Below are 20342 nucleotides of genomic sequence, written 5' to 3'. Positions count from 1 at the left end.
CACTCAGGTACTGCCTGCGTGGCACTTTTCCCTCTCTAGATGGCTGCCTTGCAAGAGATGCTGCATGCATCTATGAACGCCATCATTATCGCCTGGCAAAGACAAGCACTGTTTGGCCGAGCTGAATACGATCACCCTCTTGTAGAGGATAGGTCTGATACTTGTTCACTAATTGCCCGTTAACCTTCGTGCCATTAGCGCTACCTTCGTCTTTGAGGGCGAAATTGCCGTTGCCCATATTGACAATAGATGCATGGAGGCGCGAAACGGCTAGATCTTCAAGGAAGATATCGCTCTCCCGGCTGCGCCCGATGCTCAACGAGTCCTTACGGACTTCATAGATGCGTCCTGGTTCTTTCCCTTCTTCGACGCGTACGATTCCTGTCATGCCGCCGCTTTGTTGACTACCCGGGCGCAAGATCGTCTTGTCGCTATCAACAGGATTGCCCTGGGCATATCCTCCACCTTGCTGCCAGCCACCTGCCCCAAGTCCACCAGAGGAGGGAGCTTGCGCGGCGGCTGGGGCCTGACCCCAGGCTTCGGGCTGCTGTCCTCCATAGGATTGCTGGCCCCAGGCTTGTCCGGAGCCGCTACCCCCTGCATAGGCTGTTGGCGCTTGCTGGCCTTGTCCCTGAGCATTCCAGGCCTGTTGTTGTCCCCATTGCTCCTGGGAAGCTGCGGACTGGTCCCAGCCACCCTGAGCGCCCTGGCTGCCCCAGGCATTTCCCGATTGCGGGGCGGCATTTGCGGCGGGCTGCTGGCCCCAACCGGCTTGTTGTGGCTGCTGCTGATTCCAGCCGCCAGATTGCTCGGCAGGTTGCTGGCCCCAGCCGGCCTGTTGTGGCTGCTGCTGACCCCAACCCCCGGCTTGTTGCTGTGCCTGAGGTTGCTGGCCCCAGCCGGCCTGTTGCGGTTGTTGCTGACCCCAACCAGCTTGCTGCTGTGCTTGAGGTTGCTGACCCCAACCGGCTTGTTGCTGTGCCTGGGGTTGCTGGCCCCAGCCGGCTTGTTGTGGCTGCTGCTGACCCCAACCCCCGGCTTGTGGCGCTGCGCCCTGAGCATTCCAGGCCCCGGCACCTTGCGCCTGTGGCTGCCAATCGCTTCCACCGGCTGGAGCTGACGCGCCGCCAGCCTTCTTTTTCCCGCTGCTACGGAAAAGCAAGAAAGAGCCGATAGCCAGAACCAACGCCAGGACGATGGCAGCAACAATAATAATCATAGTTGGAACAGGTAATGCGGCTATGACTATAGCGATACCTTTCATAACAGTTCACCCCTCTGATCGTAGAAGCGGCATATCATCTCTCCCTCGTTATCGAGCTAGGCAAAAAACTGCGGGAACGAGCCTGCTGCCACCCAATCTAAATCAGGCACCCATCAGAGGCACCCCTACAACTGCGACTCCGCGTGTATACCATGTCTATCGTAATTCAAAACGTACCTCGACACTACCAAAGCGCAGCACGTCCCCGTCTTTGAGCGCGCGCTCTTCATGTGGAGTCAAGGTCACTCCATTCAAACGTGTTTTATTCAGCGCATTCAGGTCTTCTACTGTATATGTACCATGCTGGTTGCGCAGATAGGCGTGCCGTCGTCCAACCGTCTTATCAGCCAGGCTGATTTCTGGGAAAATGCCCAGGGTGGGATCTTGTCTGCCCACCACCATGAGCTCTGCCTGCAGGGGAATGGACTGGCCGCTGGAAAGGATCACGATCCAGGCATCTTTTTGTGGAGGCGTAGCCGGTTTGGGAGGAGCACCGTTGCCTGGCTTCTTTTCTCCTCCATGCCCACCATTAGCTTCAACTTTGGCAACTGCCCGAATGCGATCCTGCAACTGATCAAGCGCTACGATAAACTCTTGAGGTGTCGCGTAACGGTCTGCCGGCGACTTGGCCAAAGACTTTTGCATGAAAAGGTCCATCTCCATAGGCAGATCAGGACGCAGGCGGCAGATCGATGGTATCTTGTCATTCATATGTTTGATGACGATATCAACGGCTGTATCCCCTTCATAGGGAGGGCGGCCGGTCAACATCTCAAACAGGACCGTGGCTACCGAATAAAGGTCAGAGCGGGTGTCCGCTGAACGCCCACTTTCCGCTTGCTCGGGCGAAATATAGTAGGCCGTGCCCATAAACACATTAGACTGGGTAAGTGTAACTGTTTCCCGGCTGCGGGCCAGGCCGAAGTCGGTAATCTTTACCATATCCTTGCTATTAATAAGAATATTTTGTGGTTTAATATCCCGATGTACTACCCTTTGCTTGTATGCTGCGTCCAGTCCTTCCGTAATCTGACGGGCATAGATCAGCGCGCGTAATGGTTCCATCGGACCATCATTGATCATATAATATTTCAAGCTCTGACCGTCGATATAATCCATTACAATGTAATGCATTGTATGATCATAACCATAGTCTACGATCCGCACGATATGAGGATCGCTAAGATTGAGGAGAATGTGGGCCTCACGTTGGAAACGGGCTTGTAATTCGCCATCATTCGATAGCTCAAGGTGCATGACCTTTACTGCATAGATCTGATTGTTTTCCAAGTCGCGGGCGACGTAGACAGTAGCGAAACTGCCTCTCCCTCGTTCATCGATGAGTTTATAGCGACCTTTGATGATGCGGCCTATCATGTCGCCGTTCATGATCTTTTTTCGGCAGGATACCCACGACTTCAGGCGTGGGAGGAATGCCGTCCTCCTCTCTTGCCTTGAATATCTCTCGTTTCCTCCCCTTTACGGGAGTGCGTTTTTGCATGGGTGCGCTTAACCCCTTGCCGCTTGCGCAGCGTCTCGAATCTCAACAGGCTTGTCTAATTGTACATGCTTATGGGTGTACTATTGCTTTTGTGCTGTTATGTGACCCATAAGTCCCAGAGCTTCAAGCGACTTGCGCAGTCGGCTGGCTTCTAGTGACCTGAAGGTTGCTATTGAACGCTTTCCGTAACGTAATCTGCCCGCCCCAAAGAGCTTTGCTATGCCCAGGCCCATATTTGAGGAAAAGGAAGAAAAGAGCGAATATACTGCGGGCCGGCGGGCGACCAGCCCGGCAGGGACGCAAGGCTCTGTATCCCATTTCCTCTATTCTCTCACGAGTTGGCGCTCATCAAGATGTGTTGTGTCCGGGACCACGGCCTGAGATTGGTTGATATCCAGGTGGCGCTTACGACGCACTTTCCCGGCCAGGCCATCAGGAAAAGCCGGAAACGCTTGACGGCTGTGAACTCCTTGTTTTGCTAAGCTACTATCAGCGGCTACATTATACACCATCCATACAGTTGTGTCATGATGGTATGTCGAGTAGCCTATTAATCTAAGAACGGAGCAGAACATGAAATACTTACATTATGGGCAGAGTCTCCTAATTTGAAGGCCAGCTGGCCCACGCCAAGTGATCGTTGTTATCTAAACATTTCGCTGATACTCTCACGGTTATGGATACGCTTGATTGCTTCCGCAAAAAGCGAGGCAACCGAGACGACCTTGATCTTGTCAGAGAACTGTACAGGCTGATTTTCGACGGTATCGGTGATCAAAAGCTGTTTGATCGGGCTGCGATCTATCTTCTCGATAGAGCCCTGGGCAAGGACGCCATGGGTGACGGCGGCGTAAACTTCTCTGGCTCCCTGCTCAATGAGCTTGGTCGAGACATCGGCCAGGGTGCCGCCTGAGATGGTAAAGTCGTCGACAACGACGGCTGTCTTGCCTTTGACATCGCCAATGATCTGCAGGATGACGGCTTTCTCGTCATGGCCCGTGCGCTCTTTATCAGCCAGGGCTATGGAGGCGCCAAGGTAGGAGGCGTAGCGGCGTGCCTGCTTGGCGAAACCAACATCCGGAGAGACAATCACTATGTCCTGAAGATGCATGCCCTTGATGCATTCCCCGATGATCGGCAAGGCATACAGATTGTCTACCGGCTTGTGGAAAAAGCCCTGAATCTGGGGCGCGTGCAGATCCATGGTGACTACGCGATCGGCGCCGGCCACTTCGATGGCGTCTGCACAGACGCGGGCACGAATAGAGACGCGGGGCTCATCCTTTTTATCACCTTTGGCATAGCTGAAGTAAGGGATGACCACTGTCACTGATTCAGCTCCGGCGCGCTTGAGGGCGTCGATCCAGAAGAGAAGCTCCATGAAGTTGTCATTGGCTGGAAATACCGTTGTTTGCACGACATAGACGCGCCGCCCACGAACATTCTCCAGGATACGCACAAATGTATTTCCATCTGAGAAGCGCAGCGTCTCGTTTTTGCCTTGTGGGATCTGCAGATATTCGCAGATGCGAGCGGTAAGCCGGGGGCTACCGCTGCCTGCGAAGACCATGATAGGGTCATCGTTCATTAGACTGTCTTACTCCTCATAACGGCCGCCAAGGTGTGTGGCAAGGAATTTTTCGGCTGCGGCGTAGAATTTGAGGCGGTTCTCGGGCTTAGCGAAGCCATGACCTTCGTCGGGGAAGAGCATATATTCGTGCTCAATGCCCTTTTCTTTCATGGCGGCGACGATTTGCTCGGATTCGGCCTGCTTGACGCGCGGGTCGTTGGCTCCCTGGGCGATCAGCATGGGAATGCGGATCTGGTCTACCTTGAATAGCGGCGAACGTGATTTTAAGAATTCCTCCTCGGTCTCGGGATTCCCGACGCGGGTATGGAAAGTGGCCAGGAAGGTAGACCAGTAAGGAGGGATAGTTTTAATCAGGGTGATGAGATTGCTGGGCCCGACGATATCTACTGCGCAGCAGAAGAGGTCGGGAGTAAAGGTAGCTCCGACGAGGGCGGCATAGCCCCCATAGGACCCGCCAAAGATGGCAACTTTTTGCGGATTGGCAATGCCTTGCTCGATGGCCCATTTGACGCCATCCACAAGATCGTTGTGCATGTTGCGGCCCCATTCTTTGTTGCCGGCGTTCAGAAAATCTTTGCCATAGCCGGTGGAACCGCGGAAGTTGATCTGCAAGCAGGCATAGCCACGATTAGCAAACCACTGGGCGCCGGGATTATAGCCCCAGGTGTCGCGTGCCCATGGGCCGCCGTGGACGTCAAGGACGAGCGGCAGGTTTTTCTGATTCTCGCCTACTGGCCGAGTCAGATAGCCGTGGATGGTCAATCCGTCGCGCGCTGTGAAGGTAACGGGCTCCATCTGGGCCAGCGTATAGTTATTGAGATCTGGCTGGCTATCAAAGAGAAATTCAGCCTTTTGCGTCTGGCGATTGTAGGAGTAATATTGGACCGGCCCATTGTCTATGGTGAAGGAGACGATCCAGGTCTTGTCAGCATTGTCGCGGCTGGTAATCGAGAAATCGCCCTTTTGGATGGCCCTGATCCTGGCAAAGTCGGCTGCTATCGCCTCGTCAAGGACGCTCCATTCGACGCGATCTTTGAAGAAGGCGACGGCCTGGATCTCGTAGGTGTCGGGATGAATGATGACATTGCCAACGTCGTATTGGGGATCTTCGGCAATGATGGTGATCTCGTCGTTCGCAATATTTAGCTTGACGAGGCGCCCCGCATTGGCGTTGCGCGAGTCCTCAAGATAAATAGACTTGCCATCAAGCGTAAAGGCGATCGGACCGCTGCCGAGGGAATCGTTGGGGTCCCAGGTGACCAGCTTTTTCCATTCGCTCTCTTCGCTCTCGCGGACGTGTAGCTCTAATGAGCCATCGGGATGGGTTGTGACGCAGCTGCGTATCTTAAGCTGGGCGTCGGCCTCCCAGCCTGCCACATTGCCCGGATTTTTGGCAACCTGGCTCAGTTCTCCACTGCTCAGGTCGAGATGATAAGCATCGTGAACCTGGGGGTTATCTTTGTTCATGCCAATGAGGAGCTCGTTGGGAAAATGTTTGTCCCGCTTGATGAACTGAACCTGCATGTTCTCAAAAGGGGTGAGATCGCGCGTCTCCTTGCTTTCAAGGTTAGTGGCGTAGAGGCGCCAGTTCTCATTGCCGCCAACATCCTGTATGTAGAGGATATGTTTATTATCAGCGGCCCAGAAATAGAAGCGTATGCCGCGGTCCACATCCTGCGTGACAGGTTGGTAGTCATCGCTGCCAATTGTACCTACCCAGACGTTGAGGACATTGTTGACGGGAGCCAGGTAAGCCATTTTTTTGCCGTCTGGCGATACCTGTGGGCTGGTTCTGGCAGGGTTGCCGAATAGGATTTCGCGCGGTATCAGGGCAACAGGTGGTGTTGACATAAAATCGCTCCTGCTATGTGGCGCAACTGGCAGCGAGAGCAGAAGGTTGACTTTTTTCTTTCTCCTCTGCTTCTGCTGCCAGGCACCACTATCTTATATTCCTAATAAACCTTGTAGGCAAGTTTTTTCGTCTCTCAAAGTGAGAAGGAAAGAATTGGCACTGGTGTGCTGGACTGTGGCGTGTCCGCTAGCAAGTGGTATCCCATCCTCTATCCTTTAATGGCTGCCTCGTTCGAGAGAACTTGCCCATTGCGTGAGTAAGCTAACTGATGTCAGCTTGGCTCACCCTTTTCTACGCTTGGCGCTCGCCTCGGGTTGCTGCGATAGGTCAGATGCAACGCCTAACATCTGACAGTATACATCATAGGTCTGGCGCGCGATCTGTTCCTGGGTATAGTTGTCGAGGACGCGTTGGCGGCCACGGCTGGCCAGGTCCGCGTAGAGTGCTGGATTGTCAAGTAATTTACGGATGCAGGCGCTCAAGTCCTGGACATCGCCTTCCTGAAAGACCAGGCCGGCATCTCCTATCACATAAGGTATCTCTCCTAAATTTGAGCCAATTACGGGAGTTTCGCAGGCCATGGCCTCGGCCAGCGTGCGGCCAAATTGCTCAATCCAGTTGGGTTGTCTGATAGAAGGGAGCACATGTACGTCCCATTGCTCTATCTCGCGCGGCACCTGGGAAGTGGGCACGCTCGGCTTGAAACTAACGCGCTCGGCGATACCCAGACGCGCGGCCTGCTCTTCCAGCGCGCTTTTCATGGGACCGTTGCCGATGAACACGGCGCGGCAAAAGTCGGGAAGCGTGCTGAGCGCATCGATGATCAAGGGCAGCCCTTTTTCTTCTTTCAGGCGACCAAGAAAGCCGATGGTAAAGGGATCGCCGGCCTGTCGTGGCTGACGGGGCGCGCTGCGCTTGTAGATCTCGGTGTCGAAGCCAAACTGAGGGATGACCTGCACGCGGCCATTATAGCCCTTGCGCTTGAGGATCTCAACGGCGTCGCGGTTGCCGGCCAGGGCAAAGGCGGCGTGATGATAGTTATAGAGCTCGATCTGGCGGAATGGTGGTGGATAGTTGCGGTAGAGGTTCTGCCAGGTAAAGAAGAGCGCTTTGGCTTTATGCTGGCGTGCCAGGAGCATGGCATGAAAGGTGGCAAAGTTATACGGTTCCTCGTCGATATGCACAATCTCCGGGCGCACCTCTTTCATGATCCGGCCCAGTTGGGGATAATAATGCAAATGATAGTTGCCATTGAGAGCCATCGAGGTGACGATCATGCGGTAGCCCTCGGTATAGAGGCGCTCAAGCATCAGTTTGCTGCCATCGTCATGGTGCCAGTAGGGCGGCGTGACGAGCGTGAGCTCCACGTCTGGGCACCTGGCAATTTCTTCTAGCTTACGCTGGGATGTGCCTGAAACCAGCGCTTTGGAAATCATTAATACACGCATTGTCGTCCTTCTACCTCTTTCTTCGTGAGCGAACCTTGCTGTGTGCGAAGGCTTCTTCGTACACGGCAGTGGTCTCGGTCGCGGTTTTCTGCCAGCTAAACTGCCGGGCGCGTTCCAGAGAGCGCGTGCGTAGAGCGGCCTGCAGCTCGCTATCACTGAGCACTTTGCGCATGGCTTCAACCAGGGCTCTGGTATCTTCGGGATCAACACTGATGGCGGCATCTCCCACAACTTCTGGCAGGGAGGTGCGATTTGAGCAGACCACGGGAGCTCCGCAGCTCATGGCTTCGAGGGGATCGAGTCCAAAGCCTTCGTAAAGGGATGGAAAGACGAAAATGCTGGCTCCGCTGTAGAGGGCTGGCTTATCTTCCTCTTCGATGTAGCGGTAGATGATCTGACCATCCATGCCTAGCTCAGCGGCGACGGGGCGCGGGTCCGGAAAGAGCGGCCCTTTATGCTTGTCGGGATTGCCGGCAATCAGCAGTTGAAGATGGGGATCGCCGATCTGGCGGTGTAGATGCGCAAAGGCGCGAACCAGCTGCGGGACGTTTTTGCGCTGATCCAGGCCGCCCAGATAGAAGATATAGCGCTCTCCAACGCCATAGCGTGCCCTGGCGCGGGCCAGCCTCTCGGGATCGCTGACCGGCTGATATTCCTCGCCGGCGGCCTCATAAATGACGCGAATGCGTTCGGCTGGTATCCTGAGCGCATCGACAATATCCTGTTTGGCATGTTGGGAGACCGTAATAATCAGGGTGGCGTTGTGCGAGGCGCGTGAGACAAGATTCATATAGGCCTTGACCTTGCCATCTGGCTGGTAAGCGGGCAGACGCATAGGGATGACATCGTGAATCGTGACGACGGTTGTCGTGCGTGGCAACAAAGGGGGAGCGAAATAGGGAACATGAAAGATGTCTACGCCCGCCTTCAGGGCGGCTGCAGGCCCCGTCAGCTGCTCCCAGAATACTTTTTCGATATTCTTGTTGTTCAGCGCAATGCCCGGGACAGGCTGCACTTTATAAGGAAAAGCTGTGGCCGCATTATCCTGGGTGACTGGTTCTGGCCCCAATAAAACATATTCATTGCGGGTATCGATTTCGCTAAGTGCGCCTATCAAATGAGACATATATTGGCCAGTGCCGCTGGCGGGATATTTAAAGAAGAGCGCATTAATGCCGATTTTCATATAGTTGTTACCTCATCAGAGAAATCCTTTTCCCCATTGTATAGTTTTTGATAGATAGTGAGCATTTTTTGTGCTGATGCTGCCCAGGTAAAGTGCTTAACGCGTTGATAGCCTTTCTGCTGCAGTTCTGAGCGCAATTGGGCGTTCTCCAGGAGCCTGGTAATGGAGGTGGCAAGGGCCTCGATATCGTGAGGGTCAACCAGCAAGGCAGCATCGCCGACAACTTCGGGCAGAGAGGATGTGGTAGATGTGATGACGGGTGCGCCGCAAGCCATGGCTTCTAGCGGAGGAATACCAAAGCCTTCGAAGAAGGAAGGGAAAGCAAATATATCGGTCATACTATACAGGGTGATGAGTTCGAGATCGCTCACGCGACCCAGAAAACGCACCTTTTTCTCCAATTTGAGATCGGCCACGACCTGGCGCGTTTCGTCATAGAGCCAACCTTCGCCTCCCGCTATGGCAAGCATGGCCGGGCCATTTTTATGGGCCTGCGCTTTGTGGAAGGCCTTGATGAGGCCGATGTGATTTTTGCGTGGCTCCATGGTACCAACAGCCAGTACTAATGGATGCTTCAAGCCAAATTTGTAGCGTGTCGCATCAAGAATAATGGGATCAGAGATGCGGCGGAAATGTGCTCCCACGCCATTAGGCACGACTGTAATCTTTGCGGGAGGCGTCTGGAAATGCCTGATGAGGGTCTTGCTGACCTCGTGAGAGACTGTGGCGACAACATCGGCAGCCTCGATGGCCTCGGGTACCACCTGGCGTAAATATGCTGCCAGGGAAGGTACCGCGTATTCGGGATGCTCCAGGAAGGCAAGGTCATGAATGGTGACAACCTTGCGGATCGTATTTCCGAGTGGAGGCAGCACAAAGTCGGGGCCATGATAGATATCTGTGGCCCCGGCAAACAAGGTGGCAGGAAGAGGGACGTGCCAGCGATACCAGAGAACGTTGAGATAGCGGTCGGGTATAAGGATACTCCTTCCGCGCACATTCTCGGCTTGTGGGAAGCGATGTTCGCCGGTCGGACGCCCACTTGTGAGCAAGGTATAGCGATTCTCGGGATCTTGCGCAAGTATAGCGGCTACCAGGTTGCGCACATACGTCCCGATACCTGCTCCCTGCCGGATAGCCGCTGTATAGTCAATGGCAATACGCATGAAACTACCTTCGCACTTCTTATCCTGGAGGCCAGCCCAGCGCGCGCCCTCCTAAGAGATGAAAGTGCAGATGAAAGACTGACTGCCCGGCGTCTGGACCAACGTTGGTAACGAAGCGATAGCCTGTTTCATCGATTTTGAAGTCATGGGCCAGCTTCTGCGCAACTGTGAAGAGGCTGGCCAGGATAGCTCCGTCTTCGCTGGTGAGCGCGGCCATCGAGGCGATGTGACGCCGGGGAATAAGCAGGACATGATGGGGTGCCTGTGGATTAATGTCCTTGAAGGCGACAACATCCTCATCCTGGTAGACTATCGTACTCGGTATCTGTCCCGCTGCAATCTTACAAAATAAACAATCTTCCATAAAAAACCCCTATATCCACAGCCCACGAGCGCAGGCGTGGGGACAAAAACATGGCACAATAGCTTGTGTGTACTCTCTAGAGACAGAGACACGATCTATTGGGCTCTTACATAATATATTACGAAGATCTATAGATCGCGTCTCCCACAATGGGAATTCATGCATAGTACAAATCTATGCATGCTTGCTTTTTTAGCAACCCATGTAATTTATTCTGTTGCTTCGTCTGCTACCTGGGAAGCAGAAACGCTAAGCGCCCCGGCATTGGCCTGATCCTCAGCTACGGCTGTGCCATCGGCGGAGGGCGTTGAAACCGGGGTAGGTTCCTGGCTCTGAGCCTCCTGCAAAAAGTCTGGCCCATGCAGCTCGGGATCATTGTATTGCGGTAGATTCAATTCCAGGCGTATGGCCTTAATTGCCTGATAGACTGTACCAGGCTTGAGATTCAACTGGTCCGCAATTTGCTTATGTACGCCAACTGGTGGAAGCGGGAGAAGCGGCTCGTAGGCTCCTCTTATCCGTTCCAGCTCTTCGCTGCTTCCTTTATAGGTTTGTACTTCCCACCAGCTAGGAATACACTGACGGCTACGCAAGTCCTTAACGATCTTTTTGACAGCCTTTTTAGGAATGCCCAGTTCCTTAGAGATCTGAGTGCGAATGCCATCAAACTCTGAAGGCGCGGCAAGTTCGAGATAGCGAGCTTCGACCTGGACCACCTGCTCTGGCGTTGGTGTAAATGGTGGTGGTGGCGGCGTCTTCTCACGCTTGGGTTTAGGCGGAGCGGGAGGCCTTGGCGTGAAGGTCTTTGCCCGTGGCTTTTGTGCTCTTGGGGCCACTCCTCTAGGGCCGCCAGGACGTGAGATTCTTTCTGGGCGAGGTCCACGACCAAAGCCACCTTCTATGGGAGGTCGTGGGCGCAACCCATAATTTCCGGGGAGTCCCGCACCTCCACTGACCCGATACGCGCCAGGGCCACGCTGCTCATATTCACGGTAGCCACCAGGGCCACGATTACCTCCTTCGCGGTAGCCGCCATGGCTGCGCTCATCGCGATAATTGCTGGGTCCGCGTTCATCGCGATAGCCTCCGTGATTGCGCTCGTGGAAGCGCTCGTCGCGGTAATTGCCGGGTCCGCGTTCATCGCGATAGCCTCCGGGTCCCCGTTCGTCACGGTAGTTGCCGGGCCCACGCTCGTCGCGATAGCCTCCGGGTCTCCGCTCGTCACGGTAGTTGCCAGGTCCGCGTTCATCACGGTAGTTGCCGGGTCCTCGATAAGGTCCCTGGCTGCTACGATTATCTCTGTAAGGAGGAGTGTTGAATGTAGGGCGCGATGGCTGGTCAGGCTGGCCAACTTTCACATCGCTGAGCGTATCGAGCCAATGGTTAGTACCACTTTGTGTAGGCTGCTTAGGTTTGGGTGGGGGCGCAGGCCGCGTCTGGCCGCCTGGTCCATACCCGCTGAGTCCTGTGGGTTTATTGAATGTAGATGGCGGCGTTCTGTTTGCCATCTTTTCTCTCCTGGCCTTTTGCGTGCAATCGGGGCAAGTTACTTCTTTAGCATTTGCCGACTGAAACCACTTGCCGCAAGTGATGCAGCGCATTTTTATTTTGCTCATGCGCGAACTCCCCTGTACTATAAAACAGTTGACGTCATGTCGTGTGTCGGAATGCACTGTCTATTGTAACGTTTGTAGGGGGGGTCTGTCTACCCTTCATTTTTCAGAGGTAATAGACGTGTGTCGATATATTTTTATTTATTTGTGCTAAAGGATGAGTTGATGCTTGAATTGGGCTTGAGGGGAGATTGTACTTGCGCTCTGGCCGGGCTCAAGGATGATCTTCGGCAAAAAAGGCCTCGACGTCTTTCAAGCTTGTTGTACGCTGGGCTGGCGGCAAGGCGTTGAGAACGAGCTTCCCATAGCCTTTTGTGTGCAGGCGGGTATCGAGAATGGCCATTACGCCGCGATCCTCGCGCGTACGCAGCAGACGACCCAGGCCTTGTTTGAGGCGCAGGACTGCTTGCGGTAAGACATAGGTCCCAAACCAGTTCTCACCGGCGGCTTTCATCAGGGCGACGCGGGCCTCGTGTACGGGATCGTCGGGTGGATCGAAGGGCAATTTGTCGATAACTACGAGCGAAAGGGCCTCGCCGGCGATATCCACGCCCTCCCAGAAGCTCTTGAGGCCGAAGAGGATGGAACCTTTCTCCTCGCGGAAACGGCGCGTCAGCTCCAAGCGGGTCATTTCCCCCTGTTTGAGAAGTGGGAAGTCGCTAAGGTGGGGGGCCATAAGGGCATAGGCATACTCTAGCATGCGCCGGCTGGAGAAGAGCAGGAAGGCGCGACCGCGCGAGGCCTTGACCAGGCTGTACATCTCGCGGGCGATAGCTTTCATATAGCCTTCAGAACCGCTGCCGTAGGTTGGCGCAGGCAGGTGACGCGGAAGGTAGAGCAGGGCGTTCTTCTCGTAGTCAAAGGTGAGCGGGAGAATGCGCTCAATAACGTCGTTGCGCTCGGCTGGATCGAGCCCGATGCGGCTGCGAAAATAGGCAAAATTGGGTCCCTTCTCGGTGGGATTGGCTGGATCAGGACCAATGGTTGCCAGGGTGGCCGAGGTGCAGATTACATTGCACTTGTTAAAGAGACGTTCCTTAAGCCAGTTGGTGACGTCGAGCGGAGCGGCCGAGGCCTGAAGCGTGAAGCCTCCACGCGCTCCCGCGCCTTCGATGCGATCGACAAAGTAGACGAATTTGTTAGTCTGCGAGACCGAGAAGACGACGCGCAGGTTTTCTGACAGATTTTGTGTGCGTTTGAGCAGCTTGTCGTAGAGCTGGCCCTCTTTTTCGGGCAGGTCCTTGGGGCGCTGTTTGCGCAGCGAATCGGCAAGATCGGCAATGGCAGAGGAGAGGCGCAGACCTTCTTCTAGCGGCTCCTCTAGATTTGTGCGTCCTTTATAGCTCAGATCTGCAATCTGCTCAAGGCGCAGCCAGGTATTCTGGGCAATTCTCTGTACTTCGTCCTGCAGACTTGGCGTGCTGTGATCCTTAAGCATACGCTGAGCCAGCAGGGTCTGAATCTGGGTTGGCGAGATGGTAATCGTGAATGAACGGGTGGCCTCTTCCTCCAAATGGTGAGCTTCATCAAGAATGACGACATCGCGCTCGGGGAGCAGGAAGCCGTCAAGGGCTGCATCGAGCAGTAAGAGGGTATGATTCACAACGATGACCTGGGCCATCTGGGCCTGCTCGCGCATAAGGCGTACGTAGCACTGCGAGAAGAAATTGCACTTGCTCCAGGCGCACTGATCGCTATCGGTAGCGATGCGCCCGCGTACATCCTTTGGCAGCTGGAAGCCTAGCGTCTCAAAGTCGCCGTTAAAGCCGGAATCGGGGTCGGCGACTGTGCGCAACAGGCGTTGAAACTCGACGTTTTTGGCATAGAACTGCATGCCAACCCGCTCATCTTCAAGGCGGTCAATACAGATATAGTTATTGACGCCTTTGACCAGTGCTGCTTCGAAGGGCTTGATATAGCGCTGGACAAAGGGGATATCCTTGTAGAAAAGCTGCTCCTGTAAGGCTTTATTGGCAGTGCTGACAATTGCAACTTTGCCCGAACGTACCACAGGCACCAGGTAGGCAAGAGATTTCCCGGTTCCGGTGCTGGCCTCGGTAATCGCCGGTACATTCTGGGTAAGGGAGCGGGCTACAAGCGTGGCCATCTCGATCTGAGCCGATCGCTCTTCGTAGCCTGGGAGGCTGCGGGAGAGAATGCCACCTTGACCAAGGTCCGCGACAACCATGGCCTGCAGGCGGGCGCTACTGGGAGAGGCGGAGGGCTGGGCTTTGGCGGGCGGCGTCTCCTGCCCATTTCTGCTTGCCTGACTACCTGGCCCGCTTTCCGCAGTTAGCACCTGGCTATCTTCCCGCGCGGATCTTTCGGGTACCAGAGTGAGCGTGCTCTTCCTGGGCAGAGGCTTGGCGGCAACGCGCTCAGCTTCCTCCTGATCTTTTTCTGGCGAGAGTACACTCAGGCGCAGCGCTTCTTTGTCGGGAAGCGTGCCACGCGGGCGCTTGACGCTCTCCTCTGGCTTGCTCAGCTTTTCGCTGGGGAGAGCTGCGAGGCCATTCGTGGGCTTTTCGGGGCTCTGGCGGGTAGCGCTCCTGGAACGCGTTGAAGCCACCTTCACTGGTTTGAGCGGGATGCCCATCAGGACGTGTAAATAGTTGTCGGCGAAGGCCTGAACATGGGGGAAACGCTCCTCCGGCTTGAAGGAAAGCGCCTGTCTGATCACCTGTTCCAGCTCTGGCGAAAGCTCGGCGTTGAAGGCATGGAGCTCGGGCAAGGCCAGCTGCTCCTGTTGTTGGCGCAATTGCGTGCGCTGCGTAGCGTCGTAGGGACGCCGACCACAGAGCAGTTCATAGACAATCACTGCAAGGGAGTATTGATCGCTGGCCGCCGTGGGCTGACCATCTAAATGTTCGGGAGCCATGTAGGGAACAGCGCGCGCTTCCTCATCAAGGCTGGGGAGCGTACCGGGTTCCGTCAGGGTAAAATCTGTTAACAAGGCGTTGTTGCGCTCATCAACGAGAATGCTGCCCGGGTGGAGCTTGCCGTGTAGCGTGTGATGCACATGCGCATACTGCAGCGCTTCAGCGATGGGAGAGAGATAGCGTCTCACTTCCTGGGCGGGATGCGGTGCTCCCGTAAGCAGTTCTTGTAGAGGCTGGCCTTGCACATATTCCATCACCAGATAAGCATGCTCACCGGCAAAGTTCGCGTCAAGCGTATTGATAATTTTGCGATCTTTGAGTTTATTGAGCTGTTTTGCGCGCATGAGAAAAGCATCGCGGGCCTCAGAACTGGTTAAAGGAGCGTCCAGCCATTGAATGAGCAGATCTTTTTTGCGCTGTTTACCTCGATAGAAGGTGCTTGTAGAACTCTTACGCAGCAGCGCGGTAATTGCGTAGGGTCCGATCTGCTGCGGCTCTACTTCTGCCATGTTCCCTCATTTCCCCTCAGATAGGATATTTGTTCGTGCAAGTGCAAGTATATCACAGGCGGAGGAGTGGGACAATAAGAGCGAGGCAATCGAGCTTCATTATCCTCTTGACACGTGTAGGGCCAGCGTAGTATATTAGTGTATGTGTTACACTAAGTCGATCTTCCTATAGAATGCAGACATGAGGTTAAAAAGCGGGATCTGCATCTATAGTATAGACGACGCTATCTAATTTGTCGAGGCCCTGCAATTAAGGGACGGGGCCTGTTACGGGTTTTTGATGGTAGGGGGAAGCAAAGCAACTTTTTAGCAGTAGGGTTGTACATCTTATCTCCTGATGCCAGCATACGAAATTGCACACTTTAAGGAATTTATATGTCCGATGGAAGAGCACAGTAATTCAAGCAATGCAAAAGAGCGCGCGCAAAGCAATAGCAGCGCCGAACCAAGGACAGAGGAAGCCAAGGCCCATCACTATGATGCGAGCAAATATCAGCGTCCCTCTGTCACCGTGGACGTAGTGATCATGAGCCTGCGCCAGAAGGACCTCCAGGTATTACTGATCAAGCGTCGTTCCTGGCCCTTTGAGGGCATGTGGGCCATTCCGGGTGGCTTCGTAAACTTTGACGAATCGCTAGAGGATGCGGCCAAGCGTGAATTGCAGGAAGAGACCGGCGTACAGGATGTCTATCTAGAGCAGCTATATACTTTTGGTGATCCTGGGCGTGATCCACGTACGCGTGTCATCACCGTGGTATATTTTGTATTGCTGGATTCTGAACGCTTGCAAGTCAGAGCTGCCAGCGATGCCGCCGATGTGAGCTGGTTCTCGGTCTATGACTTGCCTCCACTGGCATTCGACCATGAGAAAGTTTTAAACTATACACTCAACCGCCTGCGCGGTAAGCTTGACTACACGACGATTGCCTTTAACCTGCTGCCTGAGCAGTTTACCTTGCGCGAGCTGCAGCGTGTCTACGAAATGATTTTGCATAAGAAGCTAGATAAGCGCAACTTTCGCAAGAAGATTCTGGCCACAGGCATTCTTGAGGATACTGGTGCAAAGAAGATGGAGGGCACGCATCGGCCGGCGCGCCTTTATCGTTTTAATCCAGCCGCCGAACATAAGCTCTAGGGCCTGTTTCTGGCAGTTTAGCCTTGTACCGTGGCAGCAGGAGCGCAGAAGTATTCTCGGTCCCTCTGAGGGCCGCAGCCAGCTAAAAAGGAGATGGAGCAATGGCAACCTCAACGATCCCAGAAAACTTTGTAGAGCATGCAGTTCCCTTTTTACAGGCGCTAGTAGAATGGGAAAAGCAACTTCCCACGCTCTCCTGGAGCGATCTGGCGGTGGATGCGGAGCTTGGACGGGTCGCCTTATTCAGTGTTGATATGATTAACGGCTTTTGTCATGAAGGAGTCCTCTCAAGTCCGCGCGTCAAGGGCATTATTCCGGCGGTAACTGCAGCCTTTCAGAATGCCCATGCCATCGGCGTGCGCGATTTTATCCTGGCTCAAGATTGCCATCCGGCCGATGCTGTAGAATTTGCCGATTTTCCCCCTCATTGCATGGTGGGTACGAGCGAAGCCAAAACCATACCCGAGTTGGCAAACTTGCCCTTTGCTGATCTTTATACAGTTGTGGCTAAAAACTCGCTCAACGCGTTCCATGCCACGGATCTGGGGGCCTGGCTTGAAAAACACCATAATCTTAGCGCTGTAGTGATTGTAGGCGATTGTACCGATCTCTGCGTGCATCAGATGGCTCTGCATTTGAAGCTCTATGCTAATGCCCATGGCTTAAAGATGCGCGTCATTGTGCCGGAGAACGCGGTACAAACCTACGATACCCCGGTAGAGGTAGCCCGAGAGATAGGCGCTTTGCCTCATGATGCCGATACCCTGCACCTGCTCTTCCTCTATCATATGCGCTTGAATGGTGTAGAGGTGGTACGCGAGATCAGCGCTCCCTAAACGCGGGGTGCGCTTATACCACAGCAGGTAGCTTAAAACTGGCTCAGCTGGTTCGAAACTGCAAATACGGCAAGGGGAGCTGGAATGCGGCGGGTCTGCTCTCCCGCGCCCTATGCTATGGCTTTAGCCGGGCTGTGCAGTAAGAGATCTGGGCCGGAGTCCATCCAATATAATCGATACGTGTGCCCGTTGGGGTTTCGAGCAGGCTACCCTCAATGGGCAATGGCAGGTTGCGATGTGGGTCCCAGACTGCTGGCAATGTTTGAGCCTGTGCGCTGCGTTCCTGGGCAACGTGGGAGGGATAGAGGCGCCGCACGTAGGCATCGAGTGGGTGGTGTGAGACATGCAGGATCTCCCGCCGCCATACCATATGTCCACTGTCATCTGTGAACTCCTCGGTGTGGGCCTCGCCAGCGCTTGCGGTATGCAGCAGCGTCACAAAGCGATGGGCTTCTTGTGGGCTTAGCGCGATGCGTTCAACATAGCGGCCGCGTGGATTGAGCGTAGCCAGCACTTGCGAGCCGTGATGGAGGAAACGGCGCACCCACTGTGGTGGATTGGAAAGATATGAGCCCCATTCCTGCGAGACGATGGTTTCCCCCCGCTGCTCCTGGCGACTGTACCAGACCTGGAAAATAGTTTGATTTGACTTGAAGCTACAGCGGCAGTCTTCCCATGAAGGGTAGCCGCGGCGCTCGATCTCGCGTCGCACATAGCCGCCCAGCGTCAAGAGTGCTCCCGCCGTAGCGGCAAGCGCTGCTCCAGTAAAGACAAGCGTGTTACGCGCAGTGATGGTTTCCCTCATGGCCTTTCAACCTCCAATAGATCTAGTAGTTCGTACAGCGAGTGGACCAGGGCGCAGTCAAGATTATGCGCGGCTAGTTTTTCCGTTCGATCTAATAATACAGGAGTGATGCCAACTGCCCGTGCTCCCAGAACATCCTGGATGTACGAATCTCCTATATGAAGTGTATAATCGGCAATCGCATTGGCTCGCTGCAGCGCCAACTCGTAGAGCATTGGCGAGGGCTTGGCATGGCGAATCGAAGCAGAGACGAGTAAGCAATCAAAATACTTGGTAAGCTTCAGCCTGTGCAGGATCGAGTTGAGTGCAATGCCCCAATCGGAAATGATGCCCATAGTATAGCCACCATGCGCACGCAAGGCCTCAAGGGTGGGTATTACATCCGGGTAGAGCTCCCAGCTTGTATGTTTATCAAACTCTTCGCTGATGGCGAGGGCGAGCTGATGGAGGCGCTTCTCATCTTGCTCTTCAACAAAGGGACGCAGCAGATGAACATAATACTCAGTATAGAACTCAGCTATAGCTTGCTCGCTGGCCCAGATCTCGCGATGGAGGCGCGTATAGCTAACAAAGAATTTTTCTGCCTCCGTCATGCGGTCCATTAGCTCGTCAAGGTGAATGTGGAGATCGAGCTCTTTACAGACGCGCTGGCATAGCTCGGGAGTCGATGGAAAGGGACGCAATAATGTAAAGCCGGCATCAAAGAAAATGGTACGTATAGATTGTGGCTGTTCGAATGGCATGCTTAACCTGCTCTTTCTTATGCGGTACAAAGCAGTCTAGCATGCTTATTTTGCCCGTGTCAACACAGCCTATGCTGATTGGCTGCGTTACTAGAGGGTGCAGGGGTTATCTTTACGCAAGAAGAGCTGGAGGATTTGGGCTGCAGGTAGCGAAAATGCCTGCAGGAAGTGCAAGCAAGAGACGGCTGGCAGGAGAGGCGAAAAGGGGCTTACTCCACATGCTGGAATAAGCCCCACAAAGCAGACTTCTATAGGTCGCGGTAGCTGGCTTGCTCATCAGGCAAACATACTTTGCAGCTTATCGGCCTGGTCAACGGCGCTCAGGTTGTCGATAAATTCATCGATGTCGCCATCCATTACGCCCGGCAGGTTGTGACGGGTCAAGCCAATGCGATGGTCGGTAACGCGATCCTGGGGAAAGTTGTAGGTGCGAATCTTCTCGCTGCGATCACCAGTTTGTACCTGCGAGCGGCGCGATTTGCTCAACTCGGCCTGGCGCTGGGCTTCCTGTAAATCCCACAGGCGCGATTTGAGGACCGTGAGGGCCTTGAGCTTATTTTTCAGCTGGGATTTTTCGTCCTGACAGGTCACAACCAGCCCGGTTGGCAGATGGGTGATACGCACGGCGGAGTCAGTAGTGTTCACGCTCTGGCCACCATGCCCTGTCGAGCGATAGACATCGACGCGAAGATCGCTATCTTTGATCTCGATCTCGGTATCTTCATCGGCCTCTGGCAAGACAATTACTTTGGCCGTAGATGTATGGATGCGCCCGTTGGCCTCCGTAACTGGCACGCGCTGAACGCGATGCGTGCCGCCCTCATATTTCATGCGGCTATAGGCTCCCTTGCCCTTCACGCCAAAGGTAACGTCCTTGATGCCTCCCTGCTTGCCCTCGTTGAGGTCCATAACCTCAATTTTCCAGCGATGCTTATCTGCATAGCGGCTATACAGACGGAACAGCTCAGCCGCAAAGAGCGCCGCCTCATCGCCGCCAGCGCCGCCCTGGATCGTGACGATGGCGTTTTTCTCATCCATAATATCTTTAGGCAGCAGGGCTACCTTTACCTCGTCGAGCAGCTGCTCTTTGTGCTGCTTCAGCCCTTCCAGCTCCTCAAAAGCCAGGTCGCGCATCTCGCCCTCTTCGCTATCATAGATCTCCTGCGTATCGGCGATCTGCTTATCAGTCTCGATCAGCTCTTGATATTTATTGACAACATCTTCCAGCTCCGAATGCTCGCGTCCATAGCGCTGCAGGAGCGAAGGATCTTCGAGTACCTCTGGCTGCGCCATCAAATTATTTAGTTCATCATAGCGCTGAGCCAGATTAGCCAGCTTATCTATCAAGTCCATTGTAGTTGGGCTCCTCCAATATCTTGCAATCCGCCTGCTGCGCTCAAGCAGGCAGCATCATAGTGCAGTACTGACAAAAAGTTTTGTGGTATATCTT

The 20342-nt window shown here is 54.4% G+C and carries 16 protein-coding genes; 2 read left to right on the top strand and 14 right to left on the bottom strand.

Features of this window, described 5'->3' with window-relative positions; translation table 11 throughout:
• Positions 1-85: 85 nt before the first annotated feature.
• The 11 genes from EPA93_RS24855 to EPA93_RS24805 form a co-directional block, all read right to left on the bottom strand.
• Entirely contained in the window at positions 86-1264 is a 1179-nt protein-coding gene (locus tag EPA93_RS24855) for an FHA domain-containing protein (RefSeq protein WP_129890091.1), read from the bottom strand.
• A 156-nt stretch (positions 1265-1420) separates the two neighbouring features.
• Positions 1421-2653: a protein kinase domain-containing protein gene (locus EPA93_RS24850; protein ID WP_129890090.1), complete on the bottom strand. Its 1233-nt coding sequence runs from the start codon at positions 2651-2653 to the stop codon at positions 1421-1423.
• Between the two features lie 435 nt (positions 2654-3088).
• Positions 3089-3277, bottom strand: a complete 189-nt coding sequence (locus EPA93_RS24845) for a hypothetical protein (protein WP_129890089.1) — start codon at positions 3275-3277, stop codon at positions 3089-3091.
• 131 nt (positions 3278-3408) lie between these two features.
• Positions 3409-4353, bottom strand: coding sequence for a ribose-phosphate diphosphokinase (locus EPA93_RS24840; protein ID WP_129890088.1), 945 nt, complete (start codon positions 4351-4353; stop codon positions 3409-3411).
• Positions 4354-4362: 9 nt separating this feature from the next.
• The gene (locus EPA93_RS24835) at positions 4363-6207 is read right to left on the bottom strand and encodes a S9 family peptidase (RefSeq protein ID WP_129890087.1); all 1845 of its coding nucleotides are present in this window, start codon (positions 6205-6207) and stop codon (positions 4363-4365) included.
• A 282-nt stretch (positions 6208-6489) separates the two neighbouring features.
• A complete protein-coding gene (locus EPA93_RS24830; protein ID WP_129890086.1) occupies positions 6490-7656 on the bottom strand; it encodes a glycosyltransferase family 4 protein in 1167 nt (388 codons plus the stop codon).
• 10 nt (positions 7657-7666) lie between these two features.
• A complete protein-coding gene (locus EPA93_RS24825) occupies positions 7667-8842 on the bottom strand; it encodes a glycosyltransferase family 4 protein (protein WP_129890085.1) in 1176 nt (391 codons plus the stop codon).
• A complete protein-coding gene (locus tag EPA93_RS24820) occupies positions 8839-10008 on the bottom strand; it encodes a glycosyltransferase family 4 protein (protein WP_129890084.1) in 1170 nt (389 codons plus the stop codon). Before EPA93_RS24820 ends, EPA93_RS24825 begins: the two co-directional genes overlap by 4 nt.
• Positions 10009-10027: 19 nt before the next feature.
• Positions 10028-10372 carry a histidine triad nucleotide-binding protein gene (locus EPA93_RS24815; protein WP_129890083.1) on the bottom strand — a complete coding sequence of 115 codons (345 nt, stop codon included), beginning with the start codon at positions 10370-10372 and terminating at the stop codon, positions 10028-10030.
• A 209-nt stretch (positions 10373-10581) separates the two neighbouring features.
• On the bottom strand, positions 10582-11880 hold the full coding sequence (locus tag EPA93_RS24810) for a hypothetical protein (RefSeq protein ID WP_129890082.1): 1299 nt from the start codon (positions 11878-11880) through the stop codon (positions 10582-10584).
• Between the two features lie 319 nt (positions 11881-12199).
• On the bottom strand, positions 12200-15373 hold the full coding sequence (locus EPA93_RS24805) for a helicase C-terminal domain-containing protein (RefSeq protein WP_129890081.1): 3174 nt from the start codon (positions 15371-15373) through the stop codon (positions 12200-12202).
• Between the two features lie 382 nt (positions 15374-15755).
• Between EPA93_RS24805 and EPA93_RS24800 the strand changes: the two genes are divergently transcribed.
• Positions 15756-16508: an NUDIX hydrolase gene (locus tag EPA93_RS24800; protein WP_129890080.1), complete on the top strand. Its 753-nt coding sequence runs from the start codon at positions 15756-15758 to the stop codon at positions 16506-16508.
• A 101-nt stretch (positions 16509-16609) separates the two neighbouring features.
• Positions 16610-17344, top strand: coding sequence for a cysteine hydrolase family protein (locus tag EPA93_RS24795; RefSeq protein ID WP_129890079.1), 735 nt, complete (start codon positions 16610-16612; stop codon positions 17342-17344).
• A gap of 115 nt (positions 17345-17459) precedes the next feature.
• Here EPA93_RS24795 and EPA93_RS24790 read toward each other — a convergent pair whose 3' ends face one another.
• The 3 genes from EPA93_RS24790 to prfA form a co-directional block, all read right to left on the bottom strand.
• Positions 17460-18149, bottom strand: a complete 690-nt coding sequence (locus EPA93_RS24790; RefSeq protein WP_129890078.1) for a hypothetical protein — start codon at positions 18147-18149, stop codon at positions 17460-17462.
• A complete protein-coding gene (locus tag EPA93_RS24785; RefSeq protein WP_129890077.1) occupies positions 18146-18892 on the bottom strand; it encodes an HAD family hydrolase in 747 nt (248 codons plus the stop codon). The genes EPA93_RS24790 and EPA93_RS24785 overlap by 4 nt, the downstream gene beginning before the upstream one ends.
• 276 nt (positions 18893-19168) lie before the next feature.
• Positions 19169-20245, bottom strand: a complete 1077-nt coding sequence (prfA, locus tag EPA93_RS24780; RefSeq protein WP_207229200.1) for a peptide chain release factor 1 — start codon at positions 20243-20245, stop codon at positions 19169-19171.
• Positions 20246-20342: the final 97 nt, after the last annotated feature.

The sequence above is a fragment of the Ktedonosporobacter rubrisoli genome (assembly GCF_004208415.1).
Lineage (GTDB): Bacteria > Chloroflexota > Ktedonobacteria > Ktedonobacterales > Ktedonobacteraceae > Ktedonosporobacter > Ktedonosporobacter rubrisoli.
This window is presented reverse-complemented; position numbering and strand designations above follow the sequence as displayed.